The 25,990-nt window shown below is 32.2% G+C and carries 26 protein-coding genes; 10 read left to right on the top strand and 16 right to left on the bottom strand.

Annotated features, from left to right (window positions below):
• Window positions 1-17: 17 nt before the first annotated feature.
• On the bottom strand, window positions 18-497 hold the full coding sequence (locus Q0807_RS14515) for a hypothetical protein (RefSeq protein WP_299110982.1): 480 nt from the start codon (window positions 495-497) through the stop codon (window positions 18-20).
• 179 nt (window positions 498-676) lie between these two features.
• Window positions 677-919 (bottom strand): DUF2007 domain-containing protein, encoded by a 243-nt coding sequence (locus Q0807_RS14510; protein ID WP_299110980.1) that lies wholly within the window; start codon window positions 917-919, stop codon window positions 677-679.
• A gap of 208 nt (window positions 920-1,127) precedes the next feature.
• Between Q0807_RS14510 and katG the strand changes: the two genes are divergently transcribed.
• The 3 genes from katG to Q0807_RS14495 all read left to right on the top strand — a co-directional run bounded on the left by katG (window position 1,128) and on the right by Q0807_RS14495 (window position 4,919).
• Window positions 1,128-3,302, top strand: coding sequence for a catalase/peroxidase HPI (gene katG, locus Q0807_RS14505; RefSeq protein WP_299110978.1), 2,175 nt, complete (start codon window positions 1,128-1,130; stop codon window positions 3,300-3,302).
• Between the two features lie 72 nt (window positions 3,303-3,374).
• Window positions 3,375-3,848, top strand: a complete 474-nt coding sequence (locus Q0807_RS14500) for an ankyrin repeat domain-containing protein (protein WP_299110976.1) — start codon at window positions 3,375-3,377, stop codon at window positions 3,846-3,848.
• 390 nt (window positions 3,849-4,238) lie between these two features.
• Window positions 4,239-4,919, top strand: a complete 681-nt coding sequence (locus Q0807_RS14495) for a Lipl32 family lipoprotein (RefSeq protein WP_299110974.1) — start codon at window positions 4,239-4,241, stop codon at window positions 4,917-4,919.
• A 133-nt stretch (window positions 4,920-5,052) separates the two neighbouring features.
• Here the strand turns inward: Q0807_RS14495 and Q0807_RS14490 are convergent, their stop codons facing one another.
• Window positions 5,053-6,288 carry an ATP-binding cassette domain-containing protein gene (locus tag Q0807_RS14490; protein WP_299110972.1) on the bottom strand — a complete coding sequence of 412 codons (1,236 nt, stop codon included), beginning with the start codon at window positions 6,286-6,288 and terminating at the stop codon, window positions 5,053-5,055.
• Between the two features lie 479 nt (window positions 6,289-6,767).
• Between Q0807_RS14490 and Q0807_RS14485 the strand changes: the two genes are divergently transcribed.
• The 4 genes from Q0807_RS14485 (at window position 6,768) to Q0807_RS14470 (ending at window position 10,579) form a co-directional block, all read left to right on the top strand.
• A complete protein-coding gene (locus Q0807_RS14485; protein WP_299110969.1) occupies window positions 6,768-7,382 on the top strand; it encodes a hypothetical protein in 615 nt (204 codons plus the stop codon).
• A 274-nt stretch (window positions 7,383-7,656) separates the two neighbouring features.
• A complete protein-coding gene (locus tag Q0807_RS14480) occupies window positions 7,657-8,379 on the top strand; it encodes a cupin domain-containing protein (protein WP_299110966.1) in 723 nt (240 codons plus the stop codon).
• Window positions 8,380-8,540: 161 nt separating this feature from the next.
• Window positions 8,541-9,407, top strand: a complete 867-nt coding sequence (locus Q0807_RS14475) for an AraC family transcriptional regulator (protein WP_299110963.1) — start codon at window positions 8,541-8,543, stop codon at window positions 9,405-9,407.
• 32 nt (window positions 9,408-9,439) lie between these two features.
• Complete coding sequence (locus Q0807_RS14470) at window positions 9,440-10,579, top strand: acyl-CoA dehydrogenase family protein (protein WP_299110960.1); 1,140 nt, start codon at window positions 9,440-9,442, stop codon at window positions 10,577-10,579.
• 441 nt (window positions 10,580-11,020) lie between these two features.
• On the opposite strand, the gene Q0807_RS14465 is transcribed toward Q0807_RS14470, so the two are convergent.
• From Q0807_RS14465 to Q0807_RS14440, 6 genes are all read right to left on the bottom strand, one after another.
• Window positions 11,021-11,488: a hypothetical protein gene (locus tag Q0807_RS14465; RefSeq protein WP_299110958.1), complete on the bottom strand. Its 468-nt coding sequence runs from the start codon at window positions 11,486-11,488 to the stop codon at window positions 11,021-11,023.
• Between the two features lie 117 nt (window positions 11,489-11,605).
• A complete protein-coding gene (locus tag Q0807_RS14460) occupies window positions 11,606-11,977 on the bottom strand; it encodes a VOC family protein (RefSeq protein WP_299110956.1) in 372 nt (123 codons plus the stop codon).
• A gap of 5 nt (window positions 11,978-11,982) precedes the next feature.
• Window positions 11,983-12,516, bottom strand: coding sequence for a DUF4199 domain-containing protein (locus Q0807_RS14455; protein WP_299110954.1), 534 nt, complete (start codon window positions 12,514-12,516; stop codon window positions 11,983-11,985).
• A 110-nt stretch (window positions 12,517-12,626) separates the two neighbouring features.
• Window positions 12,627-13,106 (bottom strand): response regulator transcription factor, encoded by a 480-nt coding sequence (locus Q0807_RS14450; RefSeq protein WP_299110952.1) that lies wholly within the window; start codon window positions 13,104-13,106, stop codon window positions 12,627-12,629.
• 207 nt (window positions 13,107-13,313) lie between these two features.
• Window positions 13,314-13,820, bottom strand: coding sequence for a hypothetical protein (locus Q0807_RS14445; protein ID WP_299110950.1), 507 nt, complete (start codon window positions 13,818-13,820; stop codon window positions 13,314-13,316).
• A 161-nt stretch (window positions 13,821-13,981) separates the two neighbouring features.
• Window positions 13,982-14,344, bottom strand: a complete 363-nt coding sequence (locus tag Q0807_RS14440; RefSeq protein WP_299110949.1) for a hypothetical protein — start codon at window positions 14,342-14,344, stop codon at window positions 13,982-13,984.
• 301 nt (window positions 14,345-14,645) lie between these two features.
• Here Q0807_RS14440 and Q0807_RS14435 point away from each other — a divergent pair, with 301 nt between their 5' ends.
• The 3 genes from Q0807_RS14435 to Q0807_RS14425 all read left to right on the top strand — a co-directional run bounded on the left by Q0807_RS14435 (window position 14,646) and on the right by Q0807_RS14425 (window position 17,315).
• Window positions 14,646-15,701, top strand: coding sequence for an FAD-dependent oxidoreductase (locus Q0807_RS14435; protein ID WP_299110947.1), 1,056 nt, complete (start codon window positions 14,646-14,648; stop codon window positions 15,699-15,701).
• Between the two features lie 197 nt (window positions 15,702-15,898).
• On the top strand, window positions 15,899-16,654 hold the full coding sequence (locus Q0807_RS14430) for an SDR family oxidoreductase (RefSeq protein ID WP_299110944.1): 756 nt from the start codon (window positions 15,899-15,901) through the stop codon (window positions 16,652-16,654).
• A 79-nt stretch (window positions 16,655-16,733) separates the two neighbouring features.
• Entirely contained in the window at window positions 16,734-17,315 is a 582-nt protein-coding gene (locus Q0807_RS14425) for a TetR/AcrR family transcriptional regulator (protein WP_299110942.1), read from the top strand.
• A 70-nt stretch (window positions 17,316-17,385) separates the two neighbouring features.
• Here Q0807_RS14425 and Q0807_RS14420 read toward each other — a convergent pair whose 3' ends face one another.
• From Q0807_RS14420 to Q0807_RS14390, 7 genes are all read right to left on the bottom strand, one after another.
• Complete coding sequence (locus tag Q0807_RS14420; RefSeq protein WP_367180262.1) at window positions 17,386-17,721, bottom strand: VF530 family DNA-binding protein; 336 nt, start codon at window positions 17,719-17,721, stop codon at window positions 17,386-17,388.
• A gap of 157 nt (window positions 17,722-17,878) precedes the next feature.
• Window positions 17,879-18,358 (bottom strand): hypothetical protein, encoded by a 480-nt coding sequence (locus tag Q0807_RS14415; RefSeq protein ID WP_299110941.1) that lies wholly within the window; start codon window positions 18,356-18,358, stop codon window positions 17,879-17,881.
• 41 nt (window positions 18,359-18,399) lie between these two features.
• A complete protein-coding gene (locus tag Q0807_RS14410) occupies window positions 18,400-18,885 on the bottom strand; it encodes a hypothetical protein (RefSeq protein WP_299110939.1) in 486 nt (161 codons plus the stop codon).
• A 282-nt stretch (window positions 18,886-19,167) separates the two neighbouring features.
• Complete coding sequence (locus tag Q0807_RS14405) at window positions 19,168-21,510, bottom strand: DEAD/DEAH box helicase (RefSeq protein ID WP_299110937.1); 2,343 nt, start codon at window positions 21,508-21,510, stop codon at window positions 19,168-19,170.
• Window positions 21,504-22,202, bottom strand: a complete 699-nt coding sequence (locus tag Q0807_RS14400) for a hypothetical protein (protein WP_299110935.1) — start codon at window positions 22,200-22,202, stop codon at window positions 21,504-21,506. The genes Q0807_RS14405 and Q0807_RS14400 overlap by 7 nt, the downstream gene beginning before the upstream one ends.
• Before the next feature lie 162 nt (window positions 22,203-22,364).
• Window positions 22,365-24,515: a P-loop NTPase fold protein gene (locus tag Q0807_RS14395; protein WP_299110933.1), complete on the bottom strand. Its 2,151-nt coding sequence runs from the start codon at window positions 24,513-24,515 to the stop codon at window positions 22,365-22,367.
• A 296-nt stretch (window positions 24,516-24,811) separates the two neighbouring features.
• Window positions 24,812-25,951: a PepSY domain-containing protein gene (locus Q0807_RS14390; RefSeq protein ID WP_299110931.1), complete on the bottom strand. Its 1,140-nt coding sequence runs from the start codon at window positions 25,949-25,951 to the stop codon at window positions 24,812-24,814.
• Window positions 25,952-25,990: the final 39 nt, after the last annotated feature.

Below are 25,990 nucleotides of genomic sequence, written 5' to 3'. Positions count from 1 at the left end.
TTGGTTTTATATAGGACTCATTTTACACGAATAAGTTTAAAATCTTCAGAATATTCACTCACTGATTCAATATCAATAAAGGTTTTGTCAAACAAACGATTAATAACCATTGTTGAATCGGTTACATCTTTTATAGTCCATTTTAATTCTTCACCGTTTAAATAATTCCGTAAGCGCATAGATATATAAACACCTGAATTATTTATTTTATACTTTGATGTATCATAAAAGTAATGACTACTTGAAATTCCATCTTCCGAAATTTTATAAAATGGAGGCCAACTGTAACCGTTATCTAGTCTGGGCGGAGGTGGCGGAGGAAAAAAACTTTCAGGTTTATCTATATAAATCTCCTCTACCCATTTACTGTAAATCTGTTCTTTATTCCATTTTGGCTTTTGCAATTTCATAACAAATTCTATACCTTCATAGCTTAAATTAACACCTTTGAAGGTAGAATCATTAAGCTGTTTAATTCCAGAGACTCTATTATTCAATACAAGAAATGTAGACTTATTATAATTTGCTATATGCCATTGTTCTGGTTCTTCCCTAAAATATATTTGTTGATATGTTGAATCATTAAAACCTATGATAATAGAATCCCTGATAAAAGAATCGTTCTCTGATTCAACAAATACTAAGAACGTCTTATTTTGGAATGCACTTTCTGTAATTAAGAAGCCGCTTCCATATCTGCCTCAACACGTGCAACAATGGCTTTTGCTTTTTCTAACTCATCATTATGTACGTAGATTTCTTGTATGCCATTACTAAGTGATCCTTGCCCTCCTAAACGTTGCGATTCGCCTTCATCTTTAATTATAGGTATAATACCTACAACTTCTAATTCGTCTTTAACACGAGTTGCTAAAATAAAATTCCCGTAATAAACTTTTGTATATTCTGTAGTGCTCATAATTAGTAGTTTTAATTGTTTAGAAAAGTTACAAAAATAAATTGATATTTATTGCTAAAAATTTCATAATTTTATTGACAACAGCTATCGTTAATTTTAAAGCTATAGTTTTTGCTTATTAAAACATAAAATATTAAAATGTGAGATTTCAAACTGAAACGTCATTTTCATATAATTTTATCGAAACTAAAAAACAAAAAACTGAAATATGGATCATAGTAATAACGGAGACGCAAGCAAATGCCCTTTTATGCAAGGCGCAATGACTACTACTGAGAAATCAGTAACAGATTGGTGGCCAAACACCCTTAATCTAGATATTTTACACCAACAGGATACTAAAACAAACCCGCTTGGTGCTGATTTTGATTACCACGAAGAATTAAAAAAATTAGATGTTGCTGCACTTAAGCAAGATTTGCATGATTTTATGACCGATTCTCAAGATTGGTGGCCTGCAGATTGGGGACATTATGGAGGATTAATGATTAGAATGGCATGGCATGCCGCCGGAACTTACCGTTTAGCAGATGGACGTGGTGGTGGCGGAACTGGTAACCAACGTTTTGCACCTTTAAATTCTTGGCCAGATAATGTAAGTTTAGATAAAGCCAGACGTTTACTATGGCCAATTAAGAAGAAATATGGCAATAAAGTAAGTTGGGCAGATTTAATTATCCTTGCTGGTACTATTGCTTACGAAAGTATGGGATTAAAAACTTATGGTTTTGCCTTTGGTCGTGCAGATGTATGGCATCCAGAAAAAGATGTGTATTGGGGCGCAGAAAAGGAATGGTTAGCGCCAAGTGATGAGCGTTACGGTAATGTTGATAGTCCTGATACGATGGAAAATCCTTTAGCAGCCGTACAAATGGGATTAATCTATGTGAATCCTGAAGGTGTAAATGGAAAACCAGACCCTTTAAAAACGGCTTTACAAGTTAGAGAGACGTTTAAGCGTATGGCCATGAACGATGAAGAAACAGTGGCTTTAACAGCTGGTGGACATACCGTAGGTAAAACACACGGAAATGGTGATGCTAGTATTTTAGGACCTGATCCAGAAAGTGCAGATGTAGACGCACAAGGTTTAGGTTGGTCTAACCCAACAAATTCAGGAAAAGGAAGATATACTGTTACTAGTGGTTTAGAAGGTGCATGGACCACACACCCAACCAAATGGGATAATGGCTTTTTTGAAATGTTATTTAACCACGAGTGGGAATTACGTACAAGTCCGGCAGGAGCACACCAATGGGAACCTGTAAGCATTAACGAAGAGGATATGCCTGTTGATGTAGAAGATTTAACTACAAAGCACAACCCAATGATGACAGATGCAGATATGGCCATGAAAATGGATCCTATCTACAAAGAAATTTCATTAAGATTTAAAAATGATTTCGACGCATTTTCAGATGCTTTTGCTCGTGCATGGTTTAAGTTAACGCATAGAGATATGGGACCAAAAGACCGTTGGTTTGGACCAGACGTTCCACAAGAAGAATTAATTTGGCAAGATCCTGTACCAAAAGGAAATTACGATTATAATGTAGAAGCTGTAAAAGCTAAAATTGCAAGTACAGATTTAACGCTTGCAGAGCTTGTATCTACAGCTTGGGATAGTGCAAGAACATTTAGAGGTTCAGATTTTAGAGGAGGAGCTAATGGTGCACGTATCCGTTTAGAACCACAAAAAAATTGGGCAGGTAATGCACCAGCACAATTGCAAAAGGTATTGTCTGTATTAGAACCTATTGCTGCTGAGTTTGGTATTAGCGTTGCAGATACTATTGTGTTAGCTGGTAATGTTGGTGTAGAAAAAGCAATAAAAAATGCAGGATTAAATATTAGTGTTCCTTTTGCTCCAGGTAGAGGTGATGCTACACAAGAGATGACAGATGCAGAATCTTTTGCATCTATGGAGCCACTTGCAGATGGTTTTAGAAACTATCAGAAAAAAGAATATGTAGTGAGTCCTGAAGAAATGTTATTAGATAAAACACAACTTTTAGGATTAACAGCAGCAGAAATGACAGTTCTAGTAGGAGGTATGCGTGTTATGGGTACCAACTATGGCGGTACAAAACATGGTGTGTTTACAGAAAACGAAGGTGCATTAACTAACGATTTCTTTGTAAACCTTACTGACATGATTTATGAATGGAAATCTTTAGACAATGGTGTTTACGAAATTAAAAACCGTAATACAGGCGAAGTAAAATTCACAGCAACACGTATAGATTTAGTATTTGGATCTAACTCTATATTACGTGCTTATGCAGAGTTGTATGCGCAAGACGATAGCAAAGAAAAATTTGTAAAAGACTTTGTTGCGGCTTGGACTAAAGTGATGAACGCAGACCGTTTTGATATAAAATAATAAAATGTTACAGTAATTAAAAAGGAATGCACGGTAACAGCGCATTCCTTTTTTTTATAAAATTTAGAGACCATGAAAAAAGATATAGATGTTTTTTTTGAAGCCATCCGTACAGGTGATAAAGACCGTTTAAAAGCCCTAATATGTATTAATCCACAATTGGTAAATGAAACCGACGCTCGTGGGTTTACACCACTTATTTTGGCGACTTATTTTGATAACGACGTGGCAACAGAACTACTTATTGAAAATAAAGCAGATATAAACGCTAAAGACGGCTCAGGTAATACAGCCTTGATAGGTGTAAGTTTTAAAGGCAATGTAGCTTTGGCAATTACTTTATTAGAAAACAAGGCAGATGTTAATGCGGTTAATAATAACGGAACCACAGCGTTAACCTTTGCCACACAGTACAACAAAATAGATATTGTAAAATTATTATTAGAGCATAAAGCAGATACGAGCATTAAAGATAATGAAGGTAAAACGGCTTTAGATTATGCTAAGGACAAGCAATTTTCTGAAATTGTTGCGCTTTTAAGCTAGTAGAAACGTTGATTAAAATTAAAAACTGAATTTAAAATGAGCTGGTAAAGCTTTTTTTGAATTCAGTTTTTTTATGCCCTAATTTTTCATTTTAAGTAAATAGAATCTTAAAAAACTATTTCATCTTTAAAATAAAATGTTTTTAAGTGCTTGAAAATGATTAAAGTGTAGGTTTTGTTACTGTTTTCAGGGTGTTCAGTTTCACTAAATATAGGGTTATATAAAGGTGTCTATTGGTATAAATTTGCCTAAGAATATGAGAAACATATTAAATATAGGAAGTCGTTCAATTATAAATAAAAACGTCTACTTTACAAGTATATGGAGTAACTGTCACATTTGAATTAAAATAAGAATAACACGTATAATTAATTAATAAATTTAAAAAAGATGAAAATTAAATTAGTAGTATTATCAGTATTTGCTTTATGCACAATGTATAACGTTCAAGCACAAAAATTAAAGAAGTTTGGAGGTTTAACAGAAAAGAAAATTGGACCAAAAACGGTGAAAGTGCCATACACTGATGTCATATCTTATGCAGGTTATGCTTCTCCAGGAAATGAAGACGAGATTAAAGACGGTAAAAAAATGTATTACATTTATGTTTGGGTACCAGCAGTGGCTCCAGAATTAGGTGTAAGAATGATTTCTCCTGTTGGAAATAACAAAGTTAAAGACGCTATTAAAACTGAAGAATACACAGAAAACGCTGCTTCTACTGATTTTTTTGATACTTATATCACATTAGAACGATCTACAATTTTTAAGAAAGAAGATATTACCGAAGATGCTGTAGCAAGTGCAACATGGACTACATTAGCAACTAATGATGATAGTAGCGAAATGCCAAAACAACCAAGTGGAAGTAGCTACAATTCTTTATTGCGTTACAAAAGTGAAGTAGGAAGTCCAACAAAAGCATTAACTGCTGGCTTGTATCGTATAGGTTTTACGACGTATAAAAAAGGTGAGGTTAAGGGAACATTTTTGGCAGAAGTTGCTGCACCAGTAAAATTACCAGGTGTTGTGATGGCTAAAACTATTGAAGACTTAAAAAATGAACTTTAATAAACAATAGAAATATCGTATTTAAAAATAACGCACCTCTTTAAGCATTTAAAGAGGTGCGTTTATTTTTAGTATAAATTTTACAGACTAGTTTCTAGTCCTTTTGTTGTTTCTTTAAAATTGGCTTTTCTTGTTATTTCTGTATACCTATAGAACCATTTGGGGAAGGGTGAAGCTTATAAATAAAATCTGGGTGGATATTAGGTTCGTCACGATGAGAAACAAACAAAATACTCGTATCACTTTCCTTTGCTATTTTGTTTATTAAAGCAGAAACAAGTGCTGTACCTTCATCATCTACATTAATTAATGGTTCATCTAAAATCAATAAAGGCGGATGCTTAATCATAGCTCTTGCTATCAATATCAAACGTTGAATAGCTGGTGATAATTTAAGAAAAGAGGTGTTCTTTTGGTTACTTAAATTTAAGACATCCATCCACTGAGCAGCCGTATTTATTTGTAAGGTCGATGGTGATTGATATAAGCCAACACTATCAAAAAAGCCCGAAATAATCATTTGCTCAACCGTATAGCTTCGTTTAAATAATTCTAACATTGCAGGACTAATAAACCCAATTTTCTGCTTTATTTCCCAAACACTTTCGCCACTGCCTTTTTTATTACCAAAGAGATATACGTTTTGACCATAGGCTTTAGTATTGTTTCCATAAATCATAGATAGTAACGTCGTCTTACCAGAGCCATTAGGGCCAATTAAATGCCAAAACTCTTTTTTTTTAATGGTCCAGTTGATATCTTTTAGAATGGAACGATCCTCATAATTCACATGTACATTTTTAAGTTCTACTAGCACTTCTGGAATATTGGTGTACGTTGTTATTGCCGTTGGGATATCTTTATCAAAAACAAACGCACTTCTTTTAAAAATATAGTCTTCAATGGGTACTAATGCTTTGAGCTCCTCTTTTTCAAATGTAATGATATGGGTAATTACGGGTAATAGATCATCCTGTCTGTTGAAAATAAATACAATAGGCATGCTTTTAGACAAAGTAATTAACTGTTGTTTTAATACAGAAACAGACGCTTTATCTAAGGTTTCGTAAGGATTATTTAATACTATAAAATCTTGGTTTTGTTGCAGTAGATAAGATAGCAATGCTTTTTTTTGCTCACCAGTAGATAATGTTCTAATGCTTCTGTTTATTCTCGATGTTAACTCAAAATTATCGTGTTTTTCTTCTTCTTGAATATATTTTTCTAAAACAGAATTTGAAAATAAAACCCCTTTTTTTCCTTCTAATCCTGGTAATTTATATGCGCCATTAAGTAAGTGAGGCAACCAATGCGCTTGTGGTGAACGCGTGGTGTCTTCAATGGCATAATGATGATGTGATGATTTCATGTGGCCTTGAATTGGGGAGTATTGTATGTAATATTGATTCTTACGATTTTTTGTGTGATTATGTTATGTGTTTTTGATATCTAATTTAGCAAATATAAACGTAATAGAACATCTGATAGGATTTTCTTCAGCAGGTTAGAATTACGACATTAATGATACACCTCTTAAGGTTATAAGCTCGTATTACTGTTCTGGATATTAGTATTATTCCTCACTCAATGTGTTCTATTATGCTATAAGCTTGTTTTAAGCCCCTTATAAGTATGCTATAACCACGCTATAACCTGTATTAAAATATTTTGTATATTGCTGTTTTGCAAGTGTTTAACTTAAAATATGATGTTATGGCACAACAGACCGGAATTATCCCTTTAGTAGGGACATTAAATGGCATTAATTTTTATTATTTGAATGGTAAGCCGATTGCACGAAAAGCGGGTGGTGGATTTACTAGAAAAGCGATAAAAACGAAGGTTAGTATGAAACGCGTACGTGAAAATGCCAATGAGTTTGGACATTGCTCAGCGGTGAATAAGGCGTTTAGATCTGCTTTGTATCCGTTTTATAAGGGACATAAGTTTACACATTTTCATAGTCGTTTGATGGGCTTGTTTACGCGATTAAAGGCTTTAGATACAATTCATAAACGCGGCAATCGGTCTGTTGCTATTGGGATAGGGCAGGCGGATGGTTTTAAATTGTTAGAACAGTTTAGCTATACGCCAGTGTGTAATGTACGGCAAGTTTTACCCTTTGCGTTTGATGTTTCTAGTGCCAATATGGCTTTAACACTTACTGATTTTGATATTACGCAAGTCGATTTTGTGGAAGGTGCTACTCATATTGCACTCACTTATGGTGTGTTGGATTTTGATTTTGACGATTTGAATTACACCCTACATATGGCGCCTCCTTTGGTTTTAGATCGTTCTTATGCTGGTTCTACGTTGACATTAGAACCCGATACTTTGCCAAGTGGGATTGGTACTGCGCTATGTGTGCTTGGTGTGCGGTTTTACCAAGAAGTGGCTGGCGCTTTATATGTCTTAAATGCTAAAGACAGTGTGGGTATTACGGTTTTGAAATGTTTGTAATGGCTTGGAGTTTAGATGTACTTATAACTGTTTATGGGGTTATTTTTAGTCTTTAGTTTTTGTGTTGGCTAGAATTGGCTATACACGATATGCGCTGTTCTCACTCGTAATTTATTGTTCCGAGTTAAAGTCAAGATGCAATTTCTTTCAAATTTATAGTTTTGACATACTCAGTCAATTTATTGAAAGGCATGGTCAATTGAGACCTGTATATTCTTTTTAATTTTGTAATATCATAAACTAAACCTTTGTAAAACCTAAAAAAAAAATAATTATGATTAAAAATAAGAATGTTATTAAAGTATTGGTATTAGGTGTTTTATTACTCCTATTTAATGTTGTTGTAGGTTGTGGTGAAAAGGCTAACCATGACAAAAAAACTAATGAAGCAATTGCCAAACTTTCTATTGATGAAGAAGGCATAGCACCACATCATCATGCAGATGAAACAGAACCGCATACCCATAGTCATTCTTCTCAATCTGATACTGGTAAGCGCATCATGAATCCAGATTCTATTGATGAATTGTGGATTTTTCCAGAACGTAAAGACCATCTAGGTTCGGGAGGTATGCTTCAAATTTATATGGATGCTGAAAGTCACCCTAATGCGTCTTCAGGTTTTGCAAAATATGAGTTAGGAGTCGGTGGAGCGCTCCCAGAACATAAGCATAATAAAACGGAAGAAATTGCTTATTTTATTTCAGGAGAGGGTGTTGTTATAAGTTACGAGAACGCTAAGCGCATAGAGACCGTTGTTAAGGAAGGCTACGTATGGTATACCGCACCAGGGGAATGGCATTCTTTTAAAAACACAGGAGATACCCCTTTAAAATTGGTATTCGCTACGATACCAAATGCTAAACACGGCTTGTTGAATTTCTTTAAAAAAGTAAGTGCATCACCTGGAAAACAATCTACAGCACTAAGTGCAGAAGAATTTGCAACACTGGCAATAGAAAATGATATGATCTTAAAGCCAGCAAAAATTGATTAGCATTTTATTTTCACTTTGAATTGGTGGCATCACGCCTATTATTTATCAATACTCAATTTTACAGTGTTAAAAAACAGAGCTTAATATTTGATATTCTGATTCTTATACGTTGATTCTGCTATTAAATTGTAACTTTAAAGTATCTATATTATTTGAAAACTATGGGAAACGGTTACGATACAGCAAAAAGCAATCCTACATTCAAGAAAATTGAAGTGTCTTCACTTATGTTTTCGGAATATCGATGTATGGAGGAAAAATCGATTTTCACCGCATGGTCTCATCTCAACTACTTTATTTATATATTAGAAGGTAAAAAGAAATGGCGAACCTTAGAACATAGTTATATGGCTCATGCTAATGAGGTGCTTTTTGTAAAAAAAGGAGCTAACGTTATTCATAAGTTTTTTGATGCCGATTTTTGTGCCATGGTCATTTTTATTCCGGATGATTATATAAAAGATTTTATTTCCCAAAAACCAGATATAGGCAGCAGTCTAAAAACCAAGATCCCTAGTGATAGTGTGATCCCTCTAAAATTAGATAGGACGTTGAACACCTATTTTACATCTATGGTGGAGTACTTTTTTAATCAGGAAAAGCCTTCAAAATATTTGATGGAAATTAAATTTCAGGAATTATTAGTCAATATTTTATCACTCTCATCTAATCCCAAGATTGGGAGTTACTTTAAGCAGATTTCGCAAGATGTAAAGCCCTCTATTCAAAATATCATGGAGGCTAATTTTATATATAATCTATCTCTAGATGAGTTTGCCAGACTAACGCATCGCAGCTTAAGTACATTTAACCGTGATTTTTATAATATCTACGACACTTCTCCCGGAAAATGGCTCACTAAAAAGCGTCTCCTTCATGCTAAAACATTATTAGAACATACGCAGCAAAAAATATATGAAGTGGCTTTTGATTGTGGTTTTGAAAGTCCAGCACATTTCACAAGAGTTTTTAAGACTGAACATGGTATTACTCCTTTAAAATTTCAAAAAGCACAACTGACCGTTTAAGAACCGTATAACAATATGTCTAACCTCTGATTATGGAAATGGATAAAACTAAAGCAACAAAAACCTCTTCTAAACGCTGGTTGTCTCTTATAGATGCGCTAGGCGAAGAATTGGCAGCAAACGGCATTACCCATGACCATAACGCTACTGTTGTCGCCGATAATTATGCCTTGTTAAAAGCAAACGGCTATTTAACGGCTATGATTCCTAAAGTCTTGGGTGGAGGAGGAGTGCCCTTTAAGGAGATGTGCGACATATTGGTAAAAATTGCTCATTATTGCCCCTCTACGGCATTGGCACTTTCTATGCATCAACATCTTCTTGCGGCCAATATATGGAAATACACACACCATGGCACTGGAGGTTCATTTCTAAAAGAGGTGGTTAAAAACAATCTGGTTTTGGTGAGTACAGGTGCACGTGATTGGCTTGATTCTAATGGCACTATGATAAAAACGGATACAGGTTATTTGGTTTCGGGTCGGAAGCAATTTGCTAGCCAATCTGCACTCGGAGATGTTTTGGTGACCAGCATGCCTTATCATGATCCAAAAGAAGGTTGGCAGGTCTTGCACTTTACAGTTGCTATGACTTCTGAAGGCATTGCGTTATTAGATGATTGGTATACGCTTGGGATGCGTGGTACCGGTTCGCAGACTGTAACCCTTGACAATGTGTTTGTTCCTAATGCTGCTATTGTGATGAAAAGATTGAAAGGCGAATTTCCAATGTTTTGGAATGCCGTGCTTACCGTTGCATTACCCTTAACTATGGCACCTTATGTTGGCATTGCTGAGAAAGCAATGACGCTTACCCTTGAAATGTTAAAAGTAAAACAGTGTAAATCACCTCATATTACTATTATGCTAGGCGACATTTATAATAGTCTTACATTGGCTGAGGTGCTCCATAACGATATGATTGCCATTACCAATAATTTAGATTTTCAGCCTGAAGCTAAAATGGGTGTTGCCGTATTGACTAGAAAGACATTGGTTGCTAATGCCTGCAAGGACACGGTTACCAAAGCTATGGGCATCGTAGGCGGACAAAGTTTTTATAAAAAGCATCACCTTGAACGACTCTTCCGTGATGTACAAGCTGCAAGTTTTCATACCTTACCCGAAAAGGAGCAGCAGCATTTTACCGGAGACTTTTTATTGAAATCGTAACCTCTTAATATGTATTTGTGAAATTATTATTTCCCAATTTATAAATTCATTACAAGTTGCTCTAAAAAATATATTCGAAGCACAACGATTTTGTGTATGGTTTACTTCGTCTGTTCGCTGCGCTTGGGTGTTGCGTAGTTAAGCACGGAGTTTAGCAAATAAAAACGGAATAGGAAATTAGTGAGGCTCTTTTAAAGTAGTTGATAACCAAGTATTAATTTTACACAACAAAGCTTGTCGAGATCTTTACGAGTGAATCTTAGCTAAAGGAAAGCGTAAAAAAATAGTATTAACAGCGGTCTGTAATAAGCTACTAAAATAGGCTTTTGCAATTGCTAAATCGGGATTAATATATGATGGAAACTATAAATGTACTTTAGTTAAAAATTAATGCCTTTTTACTTGTTCTTTGCCACAGTACTTTGTTGGCTTTCGTAATACTTAAGCTTTAAGATCAACGTTTTCTAGTTTTCCATTGCGATAAGTTATTATCATAAATTCTTTTTCCTTATTAATTCTGCTAAAACAAAATTCAAATTCTACTTTATTATCATCAAGAGGATAAATAGCTTCCAAATAAAATTCTGATTTCCAATTTTCATAAATATACCTTTTATTGATAGCTATATTTTTCAAGTGCGGTTTTAATTCCATATCAATTTTTTGATAAAATTCATCAAGATTCTGCAGGATATTTTTAATTCTGTTAAGTTGTACTAAATTTGGTTTTTGGTTATTTCCTTCAAGAATGATAACTGTGAACTCTTTTGCATTGGGTATTTTATATTCAGTTAACCACGAATAGTTTTTATTAGGATTTTGGCTTTTAATTCGACTACTCTCAATAGTTTTGAATAAGTCATCACTTATTGTCTTTTTTTTACCCAATAAGATGTCTAGTAAATTCATTTTGGTTATGTAAGCTAATGTGTTTGTATGTGAGAAGTAGCAAATAAATATGCTGTTTTTTTTTAACTCTTAACTGCTATTTCTTAGATACATTATTAGCAGTTGCCCTTTTTGCTCTTAACGATGTTGGTCTATAAGTATATCATTTCCATCAGGGTCGGTCAATGTGATATATTCAGGTCCCGATGTTGATTTGTCTGCTTCTCGGGTTAAAGTTACACCGCTACTTTTAAGATTTGTTTGGATTTGCCTTACATCGTCAAATTCCTCCAAATTTTGTGCATTGCCATCCCAACCTGGATTAAAGGTGATAATATTTTTTTCAAACATTCCTTGAAAAAGTCCAATAACGGCATTGTCATTTTTCAAGACAATCCAATTTTCGTCTATGTTCCCTCCCTTGTAAGTAAAACCTAATTTTTCATAAAATTCCTTTGATTTATGAATGTCTTTTACTGTAAGACTAATAGAGAATGCTCCTAATTTCATATGGCTTAGTTTTTAATTGTTTTTCTTTTTAAAATTAATGAACTGATGAGGGTTATCATTAATCCTACAGGTAGAATTTCTGCATAAGTCATCATTGCATTGAAGAACGGATTTTTATACATTTTGGAAAAGTCCGCTATTTCTTTTGTCTTATTTTCTATTTCCAGAGCAGTTGCCCCGTTTATTTTCATCATTGCAAGTTCTTGTGCACCATATTTATCCATAAAATCGGGAATGAAGAAAAAGTAGAAAATGAGCCACGAAATAACATAAATTGTAGAAGCTATCAACACTATCAGAATGCCAATTTTAAATGCTTGCCCAAAAGTAATTACACCGCTATTAAACTTGTCACGATAATTGCGGATGCCGACAAAAACCAACGAAAAGGCTATGAGCATTGATGCATAACCGATAAGCATACTTGTGTTCCAATCCACATTGCCCTCACAATGGCTATAATAATTCATAGAAATAAGCATTATAATCGAAACGATAACGCCTGCAATAAGTCCGTAAATGAGACTATTTTTTCGCATTTTAATTTATTTTTTATTTGTGTAAAGGTGTCGAATGCAAGTATTTTTTCGGTTATACTTTCGGCTATTTTTTTGGTTAAACACCCAATTTTATACTAAAGTATTAGTCTTTATGCAATGATATTTAGCTTTCTAGCCATTTCTACTGCCTGTATTCGCCTTTTCGCGTCTAATTTTTTAAAAAGATTTTGATTGTGCGCTTTTATTGTGCTTAGTGAAACAAAAAGCTGTGATGCGATTTCCTGATTACTGTGTCCTTGTGCCAATAAATTTAATACTTCTAATTCCCGTTTGCTGAGTTGCAGTTCAGCAATAAGCGATGTGTTTATGACAAAATTTTCTTTACGTTTAATATATACTTGTTTTTCAACTATAACCGTTTGTGTTTTCGGTTTTGAAAGTTTTAAAGCTAGCCAAATACCCAATGCCGTAAAAATAACTGCAATTGCACCGCTATATATTTCATACGAATGATTAAAAATAATAAATCGAAGTTCTAACCATTTAAGAAGAATTAAAAGCAATGCTAAACTTACACCGTAAATTATGTTTGTTTTGTTATTCAGTACTATGTTTTTACGACTAGTCATTTTTAAGTATTCGGATAGTTTCAAGTGTTATGGAGGGTTGCTGCTAACGTTGGTGTATGTTTTACTTCGTCTGTTCGCTGCGCTCGAGTGTTACGTAGTTGCGCCACTAAGTTAGCAAACATTTAAGAACCTGTGAATATTCCGATGGAATATGCGCAAGTAAGCTCAATGAAGCAATTAACTATACACAGTGTTGTAAGCTATTTTTTATTCAAAATTTGATAAATCTAATTTCATTTTTTCCATTCGACTTATATAATCTACCCTGTTTCTGTCTTCACTATTTACCAATATTTGTCTGTCGAGAGCTTTTAAAGTCAAGAATTTTATTTTAGTATCAATTTTACCAGTGATTTTAATTTGTCCAAATCCAGTAGCTATTATAGAATTGTCCATTGATAAAATTAAGTAGTTATCTTTTTCTTGAATTTCATTAATTGTCTTCAAATCCATTAATTCAGAGCAGTCTTTACTTTTATATTCAAATCCCATTTCGTCAATTTGATTAAACATCCACTTTGCTGTATTCCGAATAAGTCTTTTTTCACGATACCAATCCTCAAGGTTGTATAATAAATCTGCTCCATCGTCATTTCCAAAAGGTGAAAATTCATCTGTACAATCATAATAAAACTCAGAAGTCATAGCGCTAACAAAATTCGGGTGTGATGTTTCTCTTGTTGGACCATCTTCTGTATCGAAATAGTAGTTCATTAATAGGTTAGTTTTTTAGGTTGCTTACGGTTTTGTATAAGATTTACTTCGTCTGTTCGCTGCGCTCGGGTGTTGCGTGTTCGAAGGAAAATCGATGCAAGTAAACATTGTAACTCACATTGGTTAAGCTAAAACTAGCAATTTTTTATATACTATGTTAGCTATAGTTTTTTTAATTCTATTCTTGGATTAAATTCAATGTCTTTACAGCCATTTAGGTTTTCATTGAATTTACTATTTTTCTCTGCATTATATCCAGTTTTATAAGTTTCATATCCTTCTTTTGAAACCTCAAAATTTGCATAACACCAAACAAATGGCAAATCAATAGGTGTATGCAACCAATTAATTTCAGATTTTTCGGTAAGCACAAAATTCCCATTTATGTCAGTCTTAATGATTTGTGATTTGAATTCCTCGTCTTGATAATATCCAAATTCCTTATTTTTTATTTCATTTTTCTCAATGCGCGCGACTGTTGCGTTTTGGATTGGGTTTCCGTTTTGGTCAACTACTTTCCCCATTATTTTTGGTATGTATATGACTTTTTTAGGATGAACGAACAAACCAACCAAAAATATCAGAACACAAATCAAAATAATATTTCCGGCTTTTCTCATAAATTAGAACTAACGTTGATGTGTATTGACGTGGTTTAATTACCTAATTTAGCAAATAAAAACCGAATAGAAAAACTATAAGGATTTTGCAAATAGGCGAGAAGCCATCCATTACTTATGGACGATGTTATAGTTTTCACTTTCGTCAATTTAATGGCTTTTCTCAAACATTATTTTCTATGCTATCTTAGTTATCTTTGACCTAATGAAGAAAAAAGTAATAATTATTGGCGGTGGACTTTCAGGTTTGTATTTAGGATATAAATTAAAAAAGGAAGGCTTTTCTATTCAAATTCTAGAAGCGAATACTAGAATTGGTGGCAGAATTTTCACCAAAGACAGTAATCATACAAAAGTAGAATTAGGTGCCACTTGGCTCTGGAGATACAATGAAGCACTAATCAAATTATGTGCTGCACTACAAATTTCTTTATATGAGCAAAACATGACAGGTGATGCTTTATATGAAGCTGCAAATACCACTATGCCAGAACGTTTTCAATTACCAAGAAACCAGGATATTAGTTATAGAATTGTTGGCGGCACTGCAACTATTTTAGAAAAACTGTCTCAGGATTTTTCAGGAGATGAATTGCAACTCAACCAGAAGGTTGTGCGCATTGATGCTAACAAAAATTCAGTAGATGTACGCACAGAAACTGCAACCTTTACTGCAGATCTAGTTATTTCTACACTGCCACCACAACTCTTAGTGCATACGGTTGCTTTTTCTGCGCCATTAGATGCTAATCTTTTAGAGATTGCCAATAACACACATACTTGGATGAAAGACTCCATTAAGTTTGCATTGGTTTATAAAACGCCTTTTTGGAAAGAAAAAGGCTTGTCTGGCATTGGTTTTAGTAATGTAGGTCCTTTTACAGAACTCTATGACCATTCTGATTTTGAGAATACTCATTTTGCATTAATGGGCTTTTTAAACGCAGGTTTAGCTAACGAAAGCAAAGCGTACAGAGAAGAAAACATAAAGGCGCAACTTTTTAAATTCTTTGGTGAAGCCGGAAAAAACTATCTTTCTTATGAAGAAAAAGTTTGGAGCCAAGAAAACTTGTTACAATCAGCGACTCCTAGCTTTCTAAATCCGCATGCCAACAATGGCCATCCTGTATATCAACAAGAGTATTTAAATGGTAAATTTATAATTGCAGGTTCTGAAACGTCACCAAGCTATGGTGGTTATATGGAAGGTGCCATTTATAGAGGCAATGAAATTGTGGACCAATTAAAACATAGTTTTTAAGCGATAGAAGTTGATTTTGTAAGCGTACCAAAGTTGCTTAAATAATTTTTAATAGTCATTTTCTATATGCCCTTTTAACACCTATTTTATTTTTTTGCTAAACTTTTAGTTTTATTTGGAATGTACGTTCTGTTATTTGTATGTTTGCATTCGGAATGATTGTTCCAGTATTATTAATGAATAAAAACATAAAAATAATGAGTAAATTAAATGGAAAAGTTGCTGTAGTTACTGGTGGTAATAGCGGTATTGGTTATGCATCTGCCAAAGCATTAAAGAGTGAAGGTGCCACTGTTGTCATCACAGGAAGAAATTCAGATAGAGTTGAGGCAGCAGCTCAAGAACTTGGTGTAAAAGGTATCGTTGCAGATGTTAAACATATTTCTGCAATAGAAGATTTGGTAGCACAAGTAAAAGCAGAATTTGGTAAAGTTGATGTGTTATTCGTAAATGCTGGGATTTTTCAGCCTGCACCTATAGGGCAAATAAGTGAAAATATGTTTGACCACCAAATGGCTATTAATTTTAAAGGTGCATTTTTTACGACTGAGAAATTTCTGCCGATATTAAATGATGGTGCCTCAATTATCAACTTGTCATCTGTAAACGCCTATACAGGAATGCCAAATACAGCAGTTTATGCGGCATCAAAAGCGGCTTTAAATTCTTTTACACGGACTGCGGCAACGGAATTGGCGCCAAGAAAGATTCGTGTGAACTCCGTAAATCCTGGTCCAGTTTCAACACCAATTTTTGGAAAAACAGGCATGGAAGAAGACCAATTGAATGGTTTTGCCCAAGCTATGCAAAATCGTATTCCTTTAAAACGTTTTGGACAACCAGAAGATATTGCTAAACTGGTTACGTTTTTAGCCTCTGATGATGCTTCGTTTATTACAGGTGGTGAATACAACATTGATGGCGGTATAATTATTAATCCACTTTTGATTTAGTTTTTTTATCCATATTTGGAATGATAGTTCCAATAAATTACATTTGTGGAAGCATAAACGCTTCCACATTTTTTATAATATGCCAAGAGTAAAATTATTTGATGAACATGAGGTCTTAACCAAAGCAATGCATTTGTTTTGGAAACAAGGCTATTCAGCAACATCTGTTCAAGATTTGGTTACTTGTTTGGGGATTAATAGGGCTAGTCTTTACGATACCTTTGGTGGTAAAGACCAACTTTTTAAAAAATCTTTTGAACTTTACCGTAAGACAAATCTTGAAGGCGTCATTAAATTTTTTGAAAATAGACCGAATGTAAAGGTTGGGTTTTCAGAACTTTTTGATAATGCTATTAAAGAAGATATACTGGATAAGGATAACAAAGGTTGTTTTGTTGTCAATACGATAACGGAACTTCTTCCTAATGATGACAGTCTTTTAATCATTTTAGAAAAAAACAAACAAGATTTTGAGAAGGTATTCTATGAGTATCTTAAAAAAGGTAAAGAAAGCGGTCAATTAAAAACAACACACAATTTAAAGTCTATTGCAACGCTATTTTACACCTTGTATAATGGTATTAGAGTTGTTTCGAAAACACGTCCGGATAAAAAAGAGTCAGTCGATGCTATTACAATAGCCTTGTCATTGTTGAGTTGACCAAATTGTTTACAACGCGATTACGTTTGTTTATTAGCCAATAGGTTCTTATTTGTATCCATAATTGGTTCTATTCCGCTTCTTTTTTATCTTTTTTTTGATGTTCTATGTCGTCTAGCATATCTAAATAAAGGTCCTCAACATGCTCTCTTGCCCACGTTGTTCTTCTTAAAAAACCAAGACTAGATTTCATGGTAGGGTTGTAGATAAAACAGCGAAGATTAGTACGTTCTCCCAAATACGCCCAACCGTAATGTGCAACCAAACGCTCTAAAACCTGTTTTAGTTTTACACCATGAAACGGATTGTTTAATTGTGCTTCTGTAGCTGGTTTACGTATGCGTTTAGACTTTGGTTGCTGTTCTGTTTCTCTGGGTGTTTTAGATGGTGTTTGTTTATTAGGCAATTTATTGTTTTTTTGTGTCCACGCGTTTGTATATGGTTTACTTTGTTTGTTTGCTGCGCTTGGGTGTTGTGTGGTTTAGTACGTAATTTAGCAAATAAAAACCGAATAGAAAATCTGAGAGCACTTTTGTAAGTAGGCTAGAAGTAGCAATTCGTTTTTATTCGCAACCCATCTTAATTAATTCGTCCATTCTCTTGTTTGGTTTAACAATAGTATAGAGCATTGCGTTCTTTCTTTTTTTTATAAATTTTACTTTTCCATCTTTAGACACGCACTTTATTAAATCGGTTTTATTTTCTCCTATTATTATTGAATCTCCAATTTTGTAACGGTCAGAATGGTCTGCAAAAATTGCTAAATCACCCTTTGTTATGCAAAAATATGCTCCTAAAGAACTTGGTTTTAAATAGTCTTTATAATTAGAATTAACTTTTTTTAATGTAATAAGAAATTTATAAGTATCAGTTTGTTTTTCAATTCCGCAAATGACACCAGTTACTTTTAAATCAAGATTCTCGAAATATTCATTAGTTTTTTTATTTGATTCAGAGCTAAATTTATTTCCAATTAAGTTTATTACTGTAATGATTATAATCATAAATACAGCGATTAATATAATTCCTTTTCTTCTCGACATCTACTGATTTTAAATTACTTACAACGTGTTACTACAGGTTTTTAGTTTTTTACGAAAATTAAAGCTTTTTTATAATTGCTTTTATTTCCAGTAGCAAATACCATTTTATCTTCTGTTAACTCTATTAATTTTAATGAAAACGATGTACTACTAACCGTATTATCTGTTATTTCTCCCCTAATCATAGTCAACCAAACCTCTCCTTGTTCTTCATAGAAAGCATAGCTTGCTTCCGCAATTTCTGAAGTACCATAATAACAATTTTCATTTCCACTAATTACTTCTATCGCACTATCTGTTTGAAAAATGTAGCTATCATCAATAAAACAATCATTTTGATCGCTTATCCAATTATCGTAGTTCTGATAGTAGGCTTCTAATTCCCATGTTTTAGAGCTATTATTATGTAGTAAATTTAAATCTTCAATGGTATATATTTCATATGAATTATCTTCATCATCTTTACTACATGCTATAAAAAGAATTAATAAAAAAGTAAGTGTTATTGGTAATTTTAACTTGTTCATAGATAGGGTCTTTTCTGGTTTTCTTTATTAATTCAATTACTATGCCATTTTCTTGTTTTTTTATGTGTGGTAACGTTAAGTATAAGAAATATGCAGTTAGAAAAAAAATATTTAGTTTTCTGATTTTCATAAATGTTAGTTAAGTATTAATTATAAAGGTTTTGTTCTTGGTTAAGAGACTAATTTAACAAATACTCACGACATAGAAAATCTGTAAGTATTTATGTAAGTAGGCTAGAACTAGCAATAAATTATATATAGTGTTGGTAGTAGTTATTAATTCTATATATACCGTTCAATTAACTTGTGATTTTCTGGTTTAGTAATAAATTTATTAATTGACTTTTTAAATATTATTTCTGTTTCATCTATTGTTTCTATATGTTCAATAATTAACTCTATATTTTCAAAGCTAAATCCATATTTTAAAAGCCATATTTCTGTTTCATCATTAGTCCCGAATTTGATGTAATTACTTAATATTAGAGACCTTTTATCTTTCGTTTTTTCAAAGTAAAGTAATAATGCACTAGAAATTGGGTCTTTTACAGAAAGGGAAAGAACTTTGTCAATGTAATCATAAGTATCATAAATGATTGTGTCAAAATCTATATCAGTTACACTTGTGTTTCTGTTAAATAATGGCACTGGTTTTTTAAAACTTTTATTTGGAAGAGCTTCAGCTATACAAGAGAATCTTACTTTTTTTTCAAAAAGTTGTTTTTTAAATTCAGCAATTGAAATTTCTTTATTTCTCAGTTGTCTATTTAACTTTCGTCTAAAATCTTTTTCAGACAAGAATGCGTGTCTAAGCGAAATAATTTCAGCAAAAGATTTTCCTTGAATTTGCCAAAGTAAAATAGGAATTGATGCACTTAATACGCTTTTTTCACCATTACCAAATTCAACTCTTCTTAAATGTGCTGTATATATGTTTTGAAGAGCTTTCTTTATTTTTTTTCTTTTGTAATCGGTTAATATATAGTATTCTTTTACAGTTAAAGGCTCTAGTTCTTCATTTAAAAAATTATCTAAAATAAATGAAATTTGCTCATCTAAATCAGCTTTTTCAATTCGAGTTATTTGACTTTCTGTTAACTGTAACTCTGAGTTGAAAGTGTCATTTTTAATTGCATCAACAATATCAATAAAATCTTCATTATTTGGGTCTGTTGGGTTGTCAAGATTTGATAACGGAGATAATGATGATTCAGTATTTAATCTATTTGTAAAAGTTCTTTTATTTTGACTCTCTACAACAACATAGCCATAATCAAAGTGATTATCCTCATGTGTTACTCTACCAGCACGCCCTATTAAATTCTTTAAATTTAGGGTCTTTTGGTCTTCATTACCTCTGAAAGTAAAGTTATTAATCCAAATTATATCAAATGGCATATTGATACCTTGAATTAATGTAGAAGTTGAAAAACAAATTTTAGCGTGATGATTATTTACAAAGTCTTCAATTATTAATCTTGCGTTTAAAGGAATTGAACCGTGATGAATTACAATACCCCTTTTCATTAAGTAGACAAGAATAGAGCTTTTTTCGCTATCGTCTTTGGTTCCAAAAAAGGTCTCTATTTTTTCAATATAACTTAAACTTTTTTTATCCGTTATTATTGGACATAATTCGATATAGTCTGCAAAAGACTCAATAAAATTGCCATTATATATTTTTGCTTTTGAAATGTATATTAGTACTGTCCCGTTATTTTTAATAATTTCTTTAACAATATTACCTTCAATTTTTTTTCCTTTCATTTCATCTTGAAATGGCGAGAAATATTTAAAATCACCCTTTGAATGTTCAATGAAAATTTTACCAACTGTTTTTTGATTATATGTTTCTGAATCGATACTCTCTGTGATATTATGCTTTTGAAATTGTGCTTCTGGATTAAGTATGAAGGGATGGGTAAATACTTTTTTTATATCGGTCAATTTTTTATCAATTCTTCTCACGAGAGAATCAAATTTCATTCCTCTTATACCTTCCTCTGAAATTTGAGCTTCATCAAGTAAAATTAACTCTACATTAAGCTTTGGAATGTTTTTAAACAACTCTTCCCCTCTTTCAGGTGTTATTATGTAAATCCTATTTTTTGTTCTTTTTGTATTTACTACTTCAATGAATTGGAGAACTAAAGTGTCTTTTGATACCAGTTTTTTTACTTTAATTAAATATTCTGAAATTAAAGCTCTTGATGGCAAGATGATAATAATATCTCCTTGAGTTTCTTTAATTAATTCTTGAAATAAAAATGACTTACCAGCACTTGTTGGTGCGGAAAATGAAAAATTAGTATATTTTTTTATTGAAAGATACGCATCTGCTTGAACGGGAGTGAAATTATGACCTGTGTCTGAAATTATTGTTTCTGCGTAAGCATTATAAATTGCTTCTATGAATGAATTTGGTTCTTCTGTTTTATAAAACAAGCCCATTAGAAACATTAGCTTAGATTCATATTCTTTGAAAGAATCAGCATTATATTTTTTAAGATAAGATAACGTTTCTAAATGGCTGTTATCTGTTGGTCCATTTTTATGGAAATCAAAAAGTATTTCTCTAATTAAGTCATTATCAATTTCTTTATTGAATATTATTTCACTTAACATAATTCAACTGCTATTAGATAAAGTTCATTATATTTAATAATCTCTGATATTGGAGCTGATTCAAGAGCATTATTTAGAGTATTAATTATATTGTCGTTATTGTGTGAAAATGCAGCAGTATAACCTTTCTTATTTTCTATAATGTTTTGTTTTGTTGCGGCATCTAAAAAGGGTAGTAGCCAAAGTAATTCAGAACTATCTCTGTCACCAATGAAATCAACAATTTGGTCTAAAGCTCTTGCTCTAGGTGTTGACTCTAAACTAAACTTAGCTTCTCCAAAAATTAAATAACTATTTGTACTTACTGAATGAAAGTCAAAACCTGGGTTGCCTGTTACTTTTTCTTTCAGTAATTCGGCTAAAGGAATCAATTTATGAGAATGTTCAATTTCTAACGCTTTTTGAGCTGCATATGAAACAATAAATTCTCCAATATCAGTATTTACATTAGATGATATTTTAGCAATTATTTCATTTACTATTTTATCTATTGTCTTTTTGGAAGTAGCTTTAAAAGTTATTTGAGAGATTTCATCAAGTTTATTTATCCAAGTTGTGTCAGAAATATTTTTTTCAAATTCTTCAACAATAGGTCTAAAATCTTTAATTTTTATATGAATACAATTTATTTGACAACTACTTCCTTTAGGTAGTTTATTGAGGCTAGTATTTTCAATTTTATTAATATCCATTCAATGACTTTTTTTAATTTTCGCCAACGTGATTGTTTATGATTAGTGGCGTGTTTAATCAACTAACTCAGCAAATAAATTACAGATAGAATATTCCGCAGGAATTTTCCAAATAGGCAACGACCAAAGCAATTAATTATACACGGTGTTGTGGGCAGTTTTTTACCATTTACCCATTTCTTCAAGTGTTTCTATATCGTAGTATTTTTTTTCTTCAAATCCATCTTCGTAAGATTTCTTAAATAGAGATATTACCTTATTCTCATTTTCATCAAAATCAGCTAGATTAAGATTATCGAACCTACTTTTTATAACTTCCTTATCTAATTCAGGATAAAGTTGATACTCGGCAAGTTGATAACCAACTCTACTGCCAGAAGTCAGCCAACTACGTTTGATAGATAACCAAACATATTTAACTAAATCGTGGTCTTTCTCAATAAGTTGATAAAAATTTGCTTCGTAATGTTCTTTATAATTTTTATAGACAGTATCTAATATTAATCCAATTTCATCTTCGGCTAAAAAGTCGGTATCAATTAAAATCTTGTCAAAAAGCCCTTTAGCTATTATGTTTCTTATTGAAATTATTTTTTCAATAAATTTCAAGTCATTATCTTTTTCAAATTTGAAGAGATAATACCATTCGTTTTTCGAATATAATTCTCCTTTTTCTGATTGTTCGTAAGCATATAATATTCTATCACTCAAATAGAATGAAGAAAAATATTTGTTGTTTTCTATATGAGATAGGATAAGATTTCTTCTAGATTCAATGTCATTAATGTTGTACAGCATATCAGAAGCATAATCTAATACTGTATTTAAATCTGAACCAATTCCCCAAAACATACCTTTTTTATGTGTTAAGTTTTTTGAATAAATTAAAATCGATTCAATGATTTTCTGTTGCTTATTTTCGTCGCAACCTTTGCTTTTTATTTCAACCCAGTTTAGAAATTGAAATAGTTGCCCTTTTTCTTGAACTTGTTTTAAAATATCTTCATTTTCTCCAGAAGAATTTTTGTTTATGAAGCTTTCGAATACATATTCTTGTATGTCAAAATTAGATAATTGAAGATTAAAGTATCTATTAAAATAACTTTCGTTTGCAACCCTTTTACCTCGAATTAAGTCATCAGGTGTATTTGAGTCGAAGCTATATAATGTGTCGACTATAAATAACCTTTTTAATATTCTTTTAATTAAATCGTTAAAATCTAAACTTTCAATAAAGGCTTCGGTTGATTGCTCATCATTAGAGCGGAAGCCGAAATTATTGATGTTGTTATTACTTTTGTATATTAAACTTTCCTTGTTATCTATTATAAATTTATAGGCTTTTTGGTCAAATACCCTTAAAGCTTCAATTAATAAAAAATCTAAAATATTTAATTCGTTAACTATTGAAGGTAAACGTAATTTTATACTATTGTTAAACCTATAGATATCTCTTAATGAAGTAAAAAAGTTTATAAATGGTTCACTTTTAATAGAATCATTCAGTTCTTTAATTTTATCAGTTATCGCTTCATCATTAAAAAGTATGTTTAAATTATCAATAAATAATCTTGAGATATCTTCTTTGGAAATAGAAGGTAAAGTGTAATCTACTTGAACAATTTTTTCGATATATTTTTTTCCATTTTCGCCAAATTGATTTTCTAATGCTGTCTGAACTACATTCTGGTCATAAGCTAAAATAAAAATAGTATTAGCGAAATTCCCGTTTAATTTAATTAATTGAAATATATCAGTTATTTCATTTGGTGTTAATCTATCGATATCATCAATAGTAATATATAATTTTACTTTTGAATCAATTAAAATGTTATCAATTTCGTTTTTTAATTCAGAAAGTTCTTTTTCTTTTCCTACTTTTTTAAAAATATTTTTTAATGATTGTAGTGCTTCGCCAGCACCAGAATGCACATAGTTAACCCAGTTCAAGTATTCTAAAAATTCAGCTATTTTTTTTGAAGCATTTTTTAGTTTTTCAGAGTTGTTTTTTAATTTTAGAATTAACTCTCTTAAGAATACACTTTGTAATTCTTTTTGTCCAGAAAACATCCAAGGATTAAATCTTAAAACAATAATTTCTTGATTTATACTTGAAGAGATTTGTTCAACTTCGTTAATAATGAAATTTAGCAAAGTTGATTTACCAGAACCCCAAGTTCCATTAATTCCAAGTACAATACTTTCGTTATTGTCTTTAAAAGATTTAACCAAACCAGATGCGATTTCAAATGCGAATGGATGTCTTCCTAATTTATCAGTTGAATTTTCTTTTAATGGTAAATCTGTATGCATTACTGGTTTTTGTTAAATTGCCCACAACTTGTTATATAATAACTTCTATTACTGTTATCGCGAAAATAGAATAGGATATAAGCTACAAATGTAAATTTTAATTATAATGCATACTATACGTAGATCTACGTATATTTCACTCTAATTACAGCTAAATTATAACACTCTAAGTTAAGAATTTTACGGTAAACCGTAGCCCCAAAATATTAAAAGATGTAAACCTATTTAAAACAAAAAACCACTAAGCTTACGCCAAGTGGTTTTAAGTACTTAAGGGTTAAGGGTAGGGTTATTAACTAAGCGTTTATAATGTCTTGTGTTTTTTTCTTTTTGTAATGTCTGCCATACCACAATAAAAAGCCAGTAACAGGCAAACTTGCGGTTAGTAAACTGATGATAAAAGCAATAATTTTACCCACAATGCCACCAATGGCACCAATGTGTATGTCGTAGTTCATCCGTTGTATTTTGTCTGCGACGTTAGCATCTTTATATTTTCCGTAAATACCTGGTGTTTCAATTTCCTCGAGTGTGTTTTGGTCAAAAAAACGAAAATCAGAATCATAGAAAAGGTCGTCACTGTTAGATACTTCTATGTAAATACTTTCGTCTTCTGTTTTTGGGTAATGGAGTTCAAAACTTTTAGCTTCTGGTGATTCTTTTAGCAATTTTACAATGATATAATCCATAGGTATCACATCACCTTTTGTGCTGGTCTCACTAAGATTTTCAGGAATAATAAAACGCGCTTCTTTTTCGCCACCTGTAGATTTGTAAACCACATATTTTAACCAATTGTAAGACATCATAGAACCTGTAAACGCCAAAACAAGGGCAAGTGCACAAATGTAAAAGCCAATAACGGTGTGTAGGTCAAAGTTTTTACGTTTCCAGCGTGTGGTTTTTTTCCAATCGAATTTTAAACGTTGCTTCAGGTTTTTTCGCTTTTTGGGAATCCAGATTATAAAACCAGAAATGATAATAAAAATGAAGATTAAAATAGAGGCACCAACCACTTGTTCGCCTATTTTTTTAGGCAACCAAAGGCGCATATGGCCTTTTAAAATAAAGGCAAAAAATCCTGAGGTATGATCATCTACTTGGATGACTTCGCCAGAATAGGGATTAAGAAACACACTTTGGTAAAACTCTGGTTCTGCATCGTAAAAAATAACCTCAATAGCATCGCCTTCTTTTTTAAATACGGTACCATGTACGGTGTTTTTTGGGAAAACTTGTTCTGCGAGAAGCTTGGCTTTTGTTGGTGTTAAAATCGGTAGGTTTTGTGGTGTTACCGTTTTATAATCGTCATAGAGGCTTTCAATTTCAGTTCTAAAAGCCCAACAACAACCCGTTATTGCAACAATGAACACAACGAGTCCTGTTGCTAGACCTAAAATTTTATGAACTTGAAATATGAATTTTTTAGCTGTCATTGTTGTCATTTTTAAAAGCGCAACCCTCTAAAAAAGAGT

It is taken from the genome of uncultured Winogradskyella sp., from assembly GCF_947495255.1.
Lineage (GTDB): Bacteria > Bacteroidota > Bacteroidia > Flavobacteriales > Flavobacteriaceae > Winogradskyella.
Note: the sequence above shows the minus strand (reverse complement) of the source record. Positions and strands in the feature narration are given on the sequence as shown.

Coding starts and splice junctions, on each gene's coding strand:
- Q0807_RS14450 (WP_299110952.1), bottom strand. CDS start 13,106: ATGACTAGTCGTAAAAACATAGTACTGAATAACAAAACAAACATAATT.
- Q0807_RS14435 (WP_299110947.1), top strand. CDS start 14,646: ATGAAGAAAAAAGTAATAATTATTGGCGGTGGACTTTCAGGTTTGTAT.
- Q0807_RS14390 (WP_299110931.1), bottom strand. CDS start 25,951: ATGACAGCTAAAAAATTCATATTTCAAGTTCATAAAATTTTAGGTCTA.
- Q0807_RS14430 (WP_299110944.1), top strand. CDS start 15,899: ATGAGTAAATTAAATGGAAAAGTTGCTGTAGTTACTGGTGGTAATAGC.
- Q0807_RS14395 (WP_299110933.1), bottom strand. CDS start 24,515: ATGCATACAGATTTACCATTAAAAGAAAATTCAACTGATAAATTAGGA.
- Q0807_RS14445 (WP_299110950.1), bottom strand. CDS start 13,820: ATGAACTACTATTTCGATACAGAAGATGGTCCAACAAGAGAAACATCA.
- Q0807_RS14415 (WP_299110941.1), bottom strand. CDS start 18,358: ATGTCGAGAAGAAAAGGAATTATATTAATCGCTGTATTTATGATTATA.
- Q0807_RS14440 (WP_299110949.1), bottom strand. CDS start 14,344: ATGGGGAAAGTAGTTGACCAAAACGGAAACCCAATCCAAAACGCAACA.
- Q0807_RS14405 (WP_299110937.1), bottom strand. CDS start 21,510: ATGTTAAGTGAAATAATATTCAATAAAGAAATTGATAATGACTTAATT.
- Q0807_RS14485 (WP_299110969.1), top strand. CDS start 6,768: ATGAAACGCGTACGTGAAAATGCCAATGAGTTTGGACATTGCTCAGCG.
- Q0807_RS14510 (WP_299110980.1), bottom strand. CDS start 919: ATGAGCACTACAGAATATACAAAAGTTTATTACGGGAATTTTATTTTA.
- Q0807_RS14460 (WP_299110956.1), bottom strand. CDS start 11,977: ATGAAATTAGGAGCATTCTCTATTAGTCTTACAGTAAAAGACATTCAT.
- Q0807_RS14470 (WP_299110960.1), top strand. CDS start 9,440: ATGGAAATGGATAAAACTAAAGCAACAAAAACCTCTTCTAAACGCTGG.
- katG (WP_299110978.1), top strand. CDS start 1,128: ATGGATCATAGTAATAACGGAGACGCAAGCAAATGCCCTTTTATGCAA.
- Q0807_RS14490 (WP_299110972.1), bottom strand. CDS start 6,288: ATGAAATCATCACATCATCATTATGCCATTGAAGACACCACGCGTTCA.
- Q0807_RS14455 (WP_299110954.1), bottom strand. CDS start 12,516: ATGCGAAAAAATAGTCTCATTTACGGACTTATTGCAGGCGTTATCGTT.
- Q0807_RS14400 (WP_299110935.1), bottom strand. CDS start 22,202: ATGGATATTAATAAAATTGAAAATACTAGCCTCAATAAACTACCTAAA.
- Q0807_RS14425 (WP_299110942.1), top strand. CDS start 16,734: ATGCCAAGAGTAAAATTATTTGATGAACATGAGGTCTTAACCAAAGCA.
- Q0807_RS14475 (WP_299110963.1), top strand. CDS start 8,541: ATGGGAAACGGTTACGATACAGCAAAAAGCAATCCTACATTCAAGAAA.
- Q0807_RS14500 (WP_299110976.1), top strand. CDS start 3,375: ATGAAAAAAGATATAGATGTTTTTTTTGAAGCCATCCGTACAGGTGAT.
- Q0807_RS14465 (WP_299110958.1), bottom strand. CDS start 11,488: ATGAATTTACTAGACATCTTATTGGGTAAAAAAAAGACAATAAGTGAT.
- Q0807_RS14480 (WP_299110966.1), top strand. CDS start 7,657: ATGATTAAAAATAAGAATGTTATTAAAGTATTGGTATTAGGTGTTTTA.
- Q0807_RS14495 (WP_299110974.1), top strand. CDS start 4,239: ATGAAAATTAAATTAGTAGTATTATCAGTATTTGCTTTATGCACAATG.
- Q0807_RS14410 (WP_299110939.1), bottom strand. CDS start 18,885: ATGAACAAGTTAAAATTACCAATAACACTTACTTTTTTATTAATTCTT.